A 12,852-nucleotide genomic window follows, 5' to 3' on the forward strand; every position below is an offset into this window, starting at 1 on the left:
TCTTTTTGACGGAGATTAGAAATAGGTCTAGTTGTAATGAAATCTTTTTGATGGAGATTAGAAACAGGTCTAGTTGTAATGAAATCTTTTTGACGGAGATTAGAAATAGGTCTAGTTGTAATGAAATCTTTTTGATGGAGATTAGAAACAGGTCTAGTTGTAATGAAATCTTTTTGATGGAGATTAGAAACAGGTCTAGTTGTAATGAAATCTTTTTGGCGAAGATTAGAAATAGGAGTAGTTATAATGAAATTCTATCTAAATTTTTTTTCAAATAATTTATAGTGATTTTATTTATCTTTAAATCAAATAACACTATATGAAGAAAACATTTCTACTCAATATTATATTAATTCCTTTTATTGGAGTTGCACAATTGCAAACTATTTTTCAATCTAAAATAGATTCTATTTATGAGAAAAATAAAGATGCAATCGGAATTATTGTTCATGTAGAAGCTCCAAAAAATAATATTTCGTGGAGTTATGCGAAAGGGGTTTCGGATACAAGAACGAATGAAATTTTAAATCATCAACAACCGGTTTTAATCGCAAGTAATACGAAACCTTATGTAGCAGCTACAATTTTGAGATTAGTAGAAAAAGGTCAAGTTACAATCAATCAACCAATCAAGAATCTGTTGTCAAAGAAAACAAGAAAAACTTTAGAAAGAGCTGGTTATGATTTGAATGTAATTACAGTAAAACACTTATTGTCGCATACTTCTGGTATTCAGGATTATGTCGATGAAGACTATTTTGAGCTTGTTAACCAACGTCCGAAATATAAATGGACAAAGGAGGAACAAATCAATCGAGCAATGAAAATTGGAACTCTTCAAAAAGTTGGAGAAAAGTTCAGTTATGGTGATATTAATTATTTGCTTTTAGCAGAAATTATTGAGCAAGAATCACATCAACCTTTTTATCTTGCAATGCGAGATTTATTAAAATATAAAGAATTAGATTTAACTAAAACATGGTTCATCGATTTAGAAAAGTATCCACAACAAACACTTCCACTTACACATCAATATGCAGATAAATACAATTGGGATTCTTATGATTTGAATCCTTCATGGGATTTATATGGCGGTGGCGGAATTGCTTCTACAGCGAAGGAATCAGCTTTGTTTTTTCAATATTTATTTAATGGTAAAATTATTCAGGATAAACAAATTTTGGATTTGATGTCTACCTATGTTTTACCTTCGGATCAATCTAAATATTGTTTAGGAATTTATCATTTTGAGATGGGATTTAATGCTTATTATCACGGAGGTTGGTGGGGAACAGATGTGATTTATTCGCCAGAATCTGATGCAACGGTTACTGTTTTTATTTTACAAAAAGGGCTTCAACATATTATCAATCCATTTATAGGGAAGGAATTTCAAAAGTTGTTAATAAAGAATGCTCAAAAAAAGCCTCGTTAGAATTATAACGAGGCTTTTTGAATATTTTATATCTTGAAATTAAAATTCACTTACAAAATGTAATTTTACTGAAGGGAATTTCTCTTGAGTCATTTGTATTGTAAACGCAGAATCGGCCAAGAATACTAATTGATTGAATTTATCTCTTGCCAAATAACGTTGTTTCACACGTTTGAACTCTTGAAATTCTTCTGACTTTTCATTTTCTACCTCAACCCAACAAGCTTTGTGTACAGCAAATGGTTCGTAAGTTGCTTTTGCACCATATTCGTGTTCCAAACGGTACTGGATAACCTCGTATTGTAGCGCACCAACTGTACCAATTACTTTACGATTATTCATTTCTAATGTAAATAATTGCGCAACACCTTCGTCCATTAATTGATCAATACCTTTTTCCAATTGTTTTGCTTTCATTGGATCAGCATTGTTGATGTAACGGAAATGTTCTGGTGAGAAAGCAGGAATCCCTTTGAACGAGAATTTTTCACCTTCTGTTAAGGTATCACCAATTCTGAAATTTCCTGTATCGTGCAATCCAATAATATCTCCTGCGAAAGACTCGTCTACAACTTCTTTTTTGTCGGCAAAGAAAGCATTTGGAGCGGCAAATTTCATGTTTTTGCCTTGGCGAACATGGAAATAGTTTTTGTTACGTTCAAATTTTCCAGAAACGATTTTGATAAATGCCAAACGATCTCGGTGTTTAGGATCCATATTCGCGTGAATTTTGAATACAAAACCAGAGAATTTATTTTCGTAAGGCTCAACAATTCTTAAATCTGTTTCTTTGGATTGTGGTGTAGGAGCAATGTCGACGAAAGCATCTAACAATTCGCGAACCCCAAAATTATTTAAAGCAGAACCGAAAAATACAGGTTGTAAATTTCCGTCCATATATTCTTGCATATCAAATTCTGGATAAACACCGTCAATTAAATCAATCTCATTACGAAGATTTTCAGCATATGTTTCTCCGATTAATGTATCAAATTCTGGGCTTGATAAATCTTCGACTTTTATTGTTTCAGAGATTTTTTGTTTGTTATCCCCAGAAAAAATATTGATGTTCTTTTCCCAAATGTTGTAAATCCCTTTGAAAGTTGCACCAATACCAATTGGCCAAGAAAGTGGCGTAACGTGTAAGTCTAATTTTTGTTCTACTTCGTCCATCAAGTCGAATGCATCTTTTCCTTCGCGGTCCATTTTATTAATAAAAACCAACATCGGAATTTTGCGCATACGACAAACTTCTACCAATTTGATTGTTTGTTCCTCAACCCCTTTTGCAACGTCGATTACTACAATAGCAGAATCTACAGCAGTTAAAGTACGGAAAGTGTCTTCAGCAAAATCCTTGTGACCAGGAGTATCTAAGATATTAATCTTTTTGCCTTTGTATTCAAAAGCCAAAACCGAAGTCGCAACAGAAATACCACGTTGACGTTCGATTTCCATAAAATCGGATGTTGCACCTTTTTTTATTTTGTTACTTTTTACAGCACCAGCTTCCTGTATTGCCCCCCCAAAAAGTAATAACTTCTCTGTTAAAGTTGTTTTACCAGCATCGGGATGGGCAATAATCCCAAAGGTTTTTCTTTTATTTATTTCTTGTTCTAAAGACATCTTAATCAAATTTTCAGGATGCAAAGATAGTTTATCTCAATAAAAATAGAAACATTATGCTTGATAGAATATTCTAAAGTAAATTCCGTTATTCTAAAATATAGTTGATGATAGAATTATGAAAAAGATATTTTACTTTTTGCTGTTGATGATTAGCGGGTTTGTTTGGGGGCAAATTAATCAGTTTAATAATTTGTGTTCAAATAATACTAATTTGACTTTTACGGGAGATTTTAACACGAAAAAATTTAGAACACCTTCAAATTCTAGTTGTAATAAAGATGATTCGGATATTTATAAAAGTATAAATTACTATAAGGTAACTAGTGGAGGTAGTTTTGAATTTGATTATGATTTTACATCAGGAAGTCCTGTAAATTTTCATGTTTGGGTTTTATCAGAATCAGAAATACAAGATTTTTTCTCAGATACTGCAACAAAAAATGCTTCTATACGACATTCTTATAGTTCAACAGGTTCAAGGAGAGGATTGTTTAAGGAAGCTACAGATGAATGTGAGTATTATGATGAAAAAAATGATCATGCAGATGGTAAATTAAAACCAATCAATGTTACAGCTGGGCAATATATAGTTATTGGGTTTGTAACGAGAGATGCAAATGCAAAAATAAATAATGTAATTAGAGGAGGAACAGCTCAAGTTTGTGAACCTGAGCCAGGAGGAGGAGTAATTCCAGATTTTAATAATTTATGTTTCGGAGAGCAAGCTACATACAAGCAAGTTGTTGATGCTGTAAAAACAAATTCTAATCTAAGTGACATTAAATTATATACAGATAATACATTTAGTAATTTAATAGATGATCCATCAACAATTTTTAATACAAATACAATCCTATATGCACAAGTACGTGATGATGCGGGAAGTCTAAAATTTATTTATACAATTCCGATAGTTTTTAAATCGATTATTTACTATAATTTAATAGAAGCAAAAGAAGAATTTTGTAGCTCTGATAAAACTTTTTCAAAAGAACAATTAATCTATAAAGTTTCTCCAACAATTGCTTCTGACAAATATTCGGATTACGAAGTATATTTAAATAATGTAAAAGTAGAAGCTCCTATTGTTTTACAAAATGAAACCATATACAGTGTTAAATTAAGTTATATTGGTACGGAATTTTGTCCAATAACACCATTTTCTGAATCAGTCAATTTTGAATTAAAAAATTCAAATCCAACTTTAGAAACTGGTAAATCAGCAGAAGTTTGTAATTCAGAAACTTTATCAGAAGCTGATATTTTATTAGCTCTAGGAGTTGATGCGACTAGTTATAAATTAGTGAATATGCCAGCTACACCTTACGATTTTGAAGGAAATGAAGCAAAGTTTAAAGTTCAGATTGTAGATAAAGTAAATGAAAATTGTAAAAGTAATATTGTAGATTTTAAAGTCATTAGAAAACCTAATATTGTACTTAATAGTTTACCAAATTTTGAAAAATGTAGAAGTGAATTCTCATTTTTTGATTTTCGAGATAAAATAGATGAAGTAAAAAACTTTGATTCTAATATTAATTTAACCATTAATTACAATGGAATAAATTACACAGAAACTCAATTACAGAGTTTATATGATTTAATTTTAGGAACAACTGATAAAACAAATTTTAATTTATTAATTACAGGTAATCAAATTGGTTTTTGTGAGTTAACAGTACCATTAACAATAATATTAAATAAGTCTTCTGTTCCAAGAAAATCGTTTGATGTTTTATTGAGTCCAGGCTGTTTAGGTGTTACTCAAGATTATACTTTTTCAGTAGTCGAAATAAAAGAACATATTAAAGGATATTTAGGATTTACAAATATTTCGGATTTTGAAATTTTGAATTCAGATGCAACATCATTTCAACCTGTAAATGTGTTAGCGAATTCTAATAAAACCTTAATTTTTAAAATTAGAAACAAATCAGAAACTTGTTTATCAGAAGAAATGTATTTGATCGTAGAAACAGTCAACAAACCAAATGTTAATGATAAGACTTATTCAACTAAATTCTGCGAAGGAGAAATCTTAACAATTAATGATGATTTATTGAAAAATTACTTTGGTCCAAATGTTTTTGATTATAAAATATTCATTGAAGGAGTAGAATATATAGAAGGAAATCCAATTCAAAAAAGATTAAATACTTTTTTGAATATTTCAATTGAGTTCAAAAATAGATTAAGTGAATCGTGTTCAACAATTGTGAATTTAACGATCAATAAAAAACCAGATTTAATAGTTGATATTGCAGCTTTAGAAAGCTACACAAAAGATAATCCAATTATTTATTGTGAAGAGAATAATCATGATGCTAAAAATGAAATAAATCGTGTCATTGATTACATTAAAAATTATTACAGAATACAATATCCTAATCTGGATGCGAAATCTTCGGATGGTGAAATTTTGGCTCAATTCAATTCAGATAAAGGAGAAGTTATAGTCGATTTCGAAGATCCTAATTTTTGTGGAATAGCTTCAATAAAATTCTTTTATCAAAAAAATACTTTGCCAGCGTTTGATATTCCAACTTCAGCAGAAGTTTGTACAGATACAAAGTATATTCTAGATTTTGAAGAATTAGCTAAAGAGAAAGGATTGAATGTTGATGATTATAATTTTGTAGTAAATGGAATTGATAAAAATCAAATTTCAACTTATAAATACGAATTAGGCGTTGGAGATCACACGATTACAATTAGTAATAAAGATTCAGGTTGTCCGAAAGTATTTAATTTGAACTTAAAAAGTTCAGAACTACCAGCTATTGATAAGATTAAAATCAATGAAAAAAGCGTAATTGTTTTAACAAAAACAAAAGGGAAATTAGAATATGCGTTGTTTGATTCTACAGGGAAAGTAATTGTTGATTGGCAAAAGAACAATGAATTAATAATTCCAGATAATATTCTTGATAATGATTTTACAGTAAAAGTAAGATTGAATAATTGTGGTATTAAAGAACGTAAAAACGTTATTTATCTTGCGTTACCAAATGTTGTAACGCCAAATAATGATGGTTATAATGATGTTTGGCAACCAATGATAAAGGATGGTAAAGTTAACGATACATTAAATTCGTACAAATTGATTATTTTTGACCGTTACGGGAAAACTATTTTATCTCAAGAAGGCACAAATATTATCAAATGGGATGGAACGCTTAATGGGCAAGCTGTACCAGACGGAACTTATTGGTATTTATTAGAATTTTCAAAACAATCAGATGATATGCAAGTTCAATATTCTGGTAGTATATTAGTTAAACGTAAAATCAAATAATTGATTAAACACATTTATGAAAAAATTATCACTATTTATATTCACTTTATTTTCAATAACAAAAGTTGACGCACAGCAAGGATTACCATTTTACAACCATTATTTGGTGAGTGATAAAATGTTGATTAATCCATCTTATGCCGGACAAGATCCAAATGTGATTTCTATAACAGGAACACATCGTAATCAATGGGACGATTTGCCCGATAGTCCAAGTACACAAACTGTAAGTGCGCACGGAATTATTGTAGATCGATTGGCATTAGGAATGCAGTTTTTTAACGATAGAAATGGAGCTGTTAAAATGACTGGCTTCGGAATTAATGCAGCCTATCATATTCCAATTGATGACAGAAGTTATGACGGTGACGAAATAAATGTTTTCTCTTTTGGAGTTGGCGCTTCAAACGTTTCTCAACGTTTTGATTATTCCAAAATTATAGCAGAAGATCCAAACGATCCTGCTTTGCAAGAAGATAAATATTCTACTTTTTTTGCCAATGTCGGATTGTCTTTTAAATATGCAGGTTTCTTTGGTGGAGTTTCTGTTTTGGATATTCCTTTAAGTCAGAATGTGTATTATGTTAATAATATAGAACCTTTGCCAACGTGGTATTATTTCAATGTTGGATATAAATGGAATGTTGCTGACGGAATTGCATTAGAACCTTCTTTGGTTTATAACTTGAATTCAATTTCAGAACGTCATTTAGATATCAATTTGATGTCGCATATTGGTTTTGGTGACAATAATCAAGGTGTGGATATTGGAGTAGGATACAAGCAAGGAATGGATTCTAAGAATAGTAATCCGTTGTTTATTTCTCCAATCCTAAAGTTTAAAGTAGGTTCTTTAAAAGCTGGAATTTCCTACGATATTGGTTTATCAGATTATCAAGTTGATGGCAGAAAAAATGGAATGTTATTTAGTTTAGGTTTTGATTTACAAAATCCTTGGGGAGCAAGATTTTATTAAATTAAAATATTAATCTTTGATAAAAAAACCTTCCATTTCGGAAGGTTTTTGTTTTATTGTAAAGGTTTGTCCAGATTATTAATCTGAACTTCACGTTTGTAAATATAATAAGGTTGAAGGCTTTCACGTGTTACAATTTTTTGTCCACGTTGCGAACCTGCAAACCTTGTGAAACCAGCTCCAATTCCGAAACCGACTTCGTTTTTCAGAATATAAATTTGACGATAAAAAGGATAAACACCATATTTCAGATTTGGAATAGTTGGCAATGCTAAATTTCCTTTATCATCAGCAATAGATAATATTTTTACCTTTTTTAGATGTTCTTCAACTTTCGGATTCCCTTTATCACTCAAAATATTCAATCCAATAATTCCGATTGCATTTTTGTCTTTTTGTACAAAATCAATCACTTTTTCTGCATCGCCCATTGCCGTTACTTTTGCACCATTTGCACCAGATAATTTTAGTTTTTCATTAACTGTATTATAATTAGCAGAATTTGGATGATCGTAAACAAAAGTTATTTTCGGATCTTTTTTGTACAAATTATCCTTAATATCATTCATTGTTATAGAATTGATTGGATTATCAATAGAAGTAATAAAAACTGTGGCATCCAAAGCAATAACAGATGAGATATATTTTGTAGTTGTTTTATTGAATAAATGTTGTTGTTGCGCTTTTGTTAATGGTTTGCTCACCATCAAAACTGGAATTTTACCTTCGTAAAAATCTTTGATTGCTTTTTCTTCAATTTCTTCGTTAATCGTAATTTTTACATCAGGATAATCAACCATATACATATCTGCCAACGATGTTGCCAAATTCTTAAAACTTGGATCGACAGTCATTGTAAGATTTCCGTATTCATGTAAAGCACGTTTTACAGCAGTTTTTTGTGCTGCTTTTGTTTGTTTTTCTTTGTCTTTACAACTAAAAGTAGAAAAAAGAAGAAGAGCTGAAAGTGAAAGTAAACTAATTTTTTTGATCATTTTTATAAGATTTTATACCGCGATAAACTCGAAAAGCGCCATAAACAATAAATAAAATACCTAGCAACATCGCTTTTGTTTCATCTAATTTGATGATAAAAAACTGATATTTCCAAGTAAAAATTCCGATCAAAAAATAACCGAAACCAATCAATCCGTAAACAATATTCTTATTCATAATTCGCGACGAAGTTACAATTTTATTGTGTTAAGATTGACTTAAAACTTAAATTTTATACGACAAATATGCATTTATTGGCAACTATTTTTGAATAGATATTCAATTTCTTAAATCATAAGAAACCATCACACTCAAAAAAATGAATGCAATGGTTTCAGAAAGAAAAGTATTTTAAATATTATTCGGCAAGCTGAAATTTTACAGGAATAGAAAAAATTAAATTTGCTTCAGAACCATCTTCTAATTTTGCAGGTGTTATTTTTTTACCTCTTCTTAGAATTTGTTTATTGATTCGTTCTAAGGCAGATTTTGCTTCTTTTCCTAAATCTTGGTTACTTCCACTTAGCGGTTTTACTTGCGAGATTTCTCCATTTTTATTCACGATAAATTGCATCTTAGCAACTGCCGAACCAATGTTATTACGAGAAGCTGTTTCAGCAAAATCACTTAATTCTCCTCCTAATTCTTTCGAAATTTTATCGCTCATACATTTTGTCAAAGCAGCATTTCCTTTTTTGCTTTCACTTTCACATCCTGGATAAATAGCCATTATCGCAGCATTCTTAGCTGTGATTGTTGCGTTAGAATTAATAACAAGTTTTACTTCTTTTGGTCCTTCAGGTACTTTTGTGTTTGCTTGGCCAACTTTATTTCCTGTATCACTTACTTCTCCACCACCAACTTGTCCAGTAGAAGCAATTCCTTCTCTATTTTCTGTTCCAAGATCTACTTTTTCTAGTTCCTTAACAGATTTTATTGTTTCTTCAATTTCTGGATTTTCTTTTGGAGTTGGAATGATATGTTTCGCTTGATCTGTCTTCGCTTGAATTGTTTTTTCTTCCTTCGGTGTATCTTCTTTTGGCGGGATTACTTCTTCTTTTTTCTTTTCAGGAGGAATTTCTGGAATAAAAACAGGACAAGCTATTACACCATCATCTCCTTTTGTTATATCATTATTCATGGTTCTGTTATTTGCATAAATAGTTCCACCAGTAATTAATGCAACAATACCAATCCCTACAAAAAGAGATTTCATCAAATCATGGCTTACAACTTGTCTCAGTTGATAAGCACCATATTCTTTATTTCGATTTTCGAAAAGAATGTCTAAAAAAGCTTTGTTACTCATATCAATATAATTTAAGGTTAATGAATCTTTTTTCTTTATAGATTCATCTTTTTGCAAAAAGGTTGGTTGAGGTTTGATAAATTTTCGAAAAAAGTTTAATTTTATTGAAAAGTAGATTTTTATGCAGCTACAAATTAATAAAAAATGTAATCAGAATTGGGACGAAATGAAGGATGCAGATTCGCAACAAAAGTTTTGTGATGTTTGTTCGAAATGTGTTCACGATTTGGATCATTATTCATTCAAAGAATTAAAAAGTTTTCTGAATGATAATCCTGCTGTTTGTGTAAAAATTAAAACCAGAAATTTAGAACAATTTAATTCATACGAAGCTTCAAAATCTATTTCTAATCAATCCAAAAGATGGTTACAACTTTCATCTTTAGTTGGATTTTTAAGTTTTTCAACTATCACAAAAGCACAAATCGAAAATGATTCGATTGTTATTCATGTAATTGTTATTGATAGTTATGGTTTTCTAGCTGCTGATGCTGAGGTTAATTTAAAAAATTCTAATCAAATTGTTTATACAGATGAAAATGGAAAATTTGAGTTAAAAGCTTTAAAAAATCAATCTAATTATGAGATTGAGTATTCTTATCTGGGAGATGAAAAACAATTGTTTGTAACTGAAGACCCTACATTTTGTAGGATTATTTTAAATGAAAATGAAATGAATAATTTAGTAGAAGTTGGTTTAAGTGTTTATAAGAAGACAACTTTTTTGGATAAAACATTAAGAACAATCTTTTGGCCATTTCGACAAATTGGAAAGCTTTTTTAATTCATCCATATGTTTTTCATCATCCTTCTCAATTAATTCGAATAAACTTCGCGTTTCAATTGGTGCATTTCATTGATTAAGTTTATCTTTGTTGCTTAAAAATTTTAAACAAATGCCAAGAATACTTACAGGAGTTCAAGCTACTGGAACTCCGCACTTAGGAAATATTTTAGGAGCAATTTCTCCCGCAATCGAATTAACGGAGAAAGAAGGAAATGATTCTTTCATTTTTATTGCTGATTTACATGCTTTAACGCAAATTAAAGATGCGGAAGTGTTAAAACAAAATACGTACGAAGTGGCTGCAACTTGGCTGGCATTAGGTTTAGATCCTTCGAAAGTAGTTTTTTATCGTCAATCTGATGTAACTGAAACAACAGAATTAACATGGTATTTATTAAACTTCTTTCCATTTCAACGTCTTACTTTAGCGCATTCTTTCAAAGATAAAGCAGATTATTTAGCAGATGTAAATGCAGGATTATTTACCTATCCAATCTTAATGGCTGCGGATATTTTATTGTATGATGCAGAAGTTGTACCAGTTGGTAAAGATCAATTACAACATTTAGAAATTACTCGCAGTGTTGCAGAAAAATTCAATCACCAAATGGGAGAAACATTTGTTTTACCACAAGCTGCAATTGATGAAAATATTATGTTGATTCCTGGTACAGATGGAAACAAAATGTCAAAATCAAGAAATAATTTCATCAATATTTTCTTGCCAGAAAAACAATTGCGCAAGCAAGTAATGTCAATCGAAACAGATTCAACACCTTTAGAAGAGCCAAAAAAACCAGATACGGACAATGTTTTTGCGTTATACAAATTATTAGCAACTCCAGAACAAATAGAGGAAATGCGTCAAAATTATTTGAAAGGAGGTTATGGTTATGGACATGCAAAACAAGCTTTATTCGAATTGATTTTAGAAAAATACGCAACAGCAAGAACTCGTTTTGATGAATTGATGAATGATAAAGCAACGCTAGATGCATTTTTAGAAAATGGAGCTTTAAAAGCAAGAGAAGTAGCACAAAAAGTATTAAAAAGAACAAGAACAAAATTAGGTTTAAAAGCTTAAAATAGGCTTAATTAAGTTTTATATAATCAGTTACATTTTTTCAAAAAATCTTGACTATAAATAATAAAACTTAAACCATTGTTAATATTTATATCGTTCATTATTTTAAGTCATTTTAAATTAAGTATCTTTGTAATATAAAATTAGAGTCAAATGATTAAGGTTTCAGAATCAGCAAAAAATAAAATAATATCACTTTTACAAGAAGAAGGAACTTCTATAGAAGAATCTTTTGTTCGTGTTGGAGTAACAAGCGGAGGATGTTCAGGATTAAACTATAATTTAGAGTTTACAAAAGAACAAAACGCAGACGATAAATTATTCGATGACAATGGCGTAAGAATTTTGGTTGACAAAAAATCGTTCTTATACCTTGTTGGAATGACATTGGAATATTCGGGCGGATTAAACGGAAAAGGTTTTGTGTTTAATAATCCGAATGCATCGCGCACATGTGGTTGTGGTGAAAGTTTTGCAGTTTAAGATGAAAAAAATAGCTTTATTCATCTCGTTTTTGATTGGTTTTGTCGCTTTTGGACAAAATACAATTGTAGAGAAAGATTTGATGGTTTATCAACCAACAGCATCTTCAACAAAATTGAGTAAAGCATATTCAGAACAACTATTTTTCGGTTTGTTTAATGTAAAACCCTTTATAAAAGCGTTGGATTTAAACGAATCTAAAATAAAAACGATTACAATAACCAATGTATCAAATAAAAAAATTGCTTACAAAGCAAATTATGATACAACAGGAAATCTTCTTGATTTTGAATTGACAGATGAGGTTGCAACACCAACAAAAGTGAGTTATACTTACAAAGATGGTGTAATTTCTGCCGAAACAATCGCAAGAAAAGGAAGTGAAGTGAAAACAAATCAGTTCTTTTACGACCAAGAAAATATGTATGTCAAAAATGGAAATAAACTTTTTGATATCATTTGGTTGGAAGGAGATATAATGTTGAAAAAAACATATTTAGAACAAAAAATAGGTTTTGAAGACCGATTAATGCATGATTGTAGAATTACAAAATCATTAGGTCAAGACATTAATAAGATTTGTTATAGTAGTTCAACATTTCAGGTGCCATTAAAAATAAAAGAATATACACCAGATGTTGCACCAAAAACAGAAAAAATTAATTTGGTAGAAGGACCTTGGTCAGAAATTAAATTAATTTCTCAAAATAAATATCAGATTTTGAAAAATAATCAACCACAATTTGAGGTGATTTTAGATCAAAATCAACGATTAAAAGAATTCAAATTTTTAGGAAATAAAGCTGATAAACAGCAACCTTTACAGTTTAATTTTACCTATACATTTTATAAATAATA

Annotated in this window: 11 protein-coding genes; 7 read left to right on the top strand and 4 right to left on the bottom strand. The window is 30.0% G+C overall.

The window, feature by feature from the left end:
* Positions 1-319 precede the first annotated feature (319 nt).
* On the top strand, positions 320-1,435 hold the full coding sequence (locus ACMHJW_RS11080; protein ID WP_413533481.1) for a serine hydrolase domain-containing protein: 1,116 nt from the start codon (positions 320-322) through the stop codon (positions 1,433-1,435).
* A 39-nt stretch (positions 1,436-1,474) separates the two neighbouring features.
* On the opposite strand, the gene ACMHJW_RS11085 is transcribed toward ACMHJW_RS11080, so the two are convergent.
* On the bottom strand, positions 1,475-3,061 hold the full coding sequence (locus tag ACMHJW_RS11085; protein ID WP_413533482.1) for a peptide chain release factor 3: 1,587 nt from the start codon (positions 3,059-3,061) through the stop codon (positions 1,475-1,477).
* Positions 3,062-3,179: 118 nt separating this feature from the next.
* On the opposite strand from ACMHJW_RS11085, the gene ACMHJW_RS11090 reads away from it, so the two are divergent.
* Entirely contained in the window at positions 3,180-6,359 is a 3,180-nt protein-coding gene (locus ACMHJW_RS11090; RefSeq protein ID WP_413533483.1) for a T9SS type B sorting domain-containing protein, read from the top strand.
* A gap of 16 nt (positions 6,360-6,375) precedes the next feature.
* Positions 6,376-7,335 carry a PorP/SprF family type IX secretion system membrane protein gene (locus ACMHJW_RS11095; RefSeq protein WP_413533484.1) on the top strand — a complete coding sequence of 320 codons (960 nt, stop codon included), beginning with the start codon at positions 6,376-6,378 and terminating at the stop codon, positions 7,333-7,335.
* Between the two features lie 53 nt (positions 7,336-7,388).
* On the opposite strand, the gene ACMHJW_RS11100 is transcribed toward ACMHJW_RS11095, so the two are convergent.
* The 3 genes from ACMHJW_RS11100 to ACMHJW_RS11110 form a co-directional block, all read right to left on the bottom strand.
* Complete coding sequence (locus ACMHJW_RS11100) at positions 7,389-8,330, bottom strand: PstS family phosphate ABC transporter substrate-binding protein (RefSeq protein WP_413533485.1); 942 nt, start codon at positions 8,328-8,330, stop codon at positions 7,389-7,391.
* On the bottom strand, positions 8,314-8,508 hold the full coding sequence (locus ACMHJW_RS11105) for a C4-dicarboxylate ABC transporter (RefSeq protein WP_219035204.1): 195 nt from the start codon (positions 8,506-8,508) through the stop codon (positions 8,314-8,316). The genes ACMHJW_RS11100 and ACMHJW_RS11105 overlap by 17 nt, the downstream gene beginning before the upstream one ends.
* Before the next feature lie 181 nt (positions 8,509-8,689).
* The gene (locus ACMHJW_RS11110) at positions 8,690-9,697 is read right to left on the bottom strand and encodes an energy transducer TonB (RefSeq protein WP_413533486.1); all 1,008 of its coding nucleotides are present in this window, start codon (positions 9,695-9,697) and stop codon (positions 8,690-8,692) included.
* A gap of 64 nt (positions 9,698-9,761) precedes the next feature.
* On the opposite strand from ACMHJW_RS11110, the gene ACMHJW_RS11115 reads away from it, so the two are divergent.
* From ACMHJW_RS11115 to ACMHJW_RS11130, 4 genes are all read left to right on the top strand, one after another.
* Complete coding sequence (locus tag ACMHJW_RS11115) at positions 9,762-10,424, top strand: hypothetical protein (RefSeq protein ID WP_413533487.1); 663 nt, start codon at positions 9,762-9,764, stop codon at positions 10,422-10,424.
* A 112-nt stretch (positions 10,425-10,536) separates the two neighbouring features.
* Positions 10,537-11,511, top strand: coding sequence for a tryptophan--tRNA ligase (trpS, locus tag ACMHJW_RS11120; RefSeq protein WP_413533488.1), 975 nt, complete (start codon positions 10,537-10,539; stop codon positions 11,509-11,511).
* A 153-nt stretch (positions 11,512-11,664) separates the two neighbouring features.
* Positions 11,665-11,994, top strand: coding sequence for a HesB/IscA family protein (locus ACMHJW_RS11125; protein WP_125349067.1), 330 nt, complete (start codon positions 11,665-11,667; stop codon positions 11,992-11,994).
* A gap of 1 nt (position 11,995) precedes the next feature.
* Complete coding sequence (locus tag ACMHJW_RS11130; protein ID WP_413533489.1) at positions 11,996-12,850, top strand: hypothetical protein; 855 nt, start codon at positions 11,996-11,998, stop codon at positions 12,848-12,850.
* Positions 12,851-12,852 lie beyond the last annotated feature (2 nt).

This window comes from Empedobacter brevis (assembly GCF_965118635.1).
GTDB classification, from domain to species: domain Bacteria; phylum Bacteroidota; class Bacteroidia; order Flavobacteriales; family Weeksellaceae; genus Empedobacter; species Empedobacter brevis_A.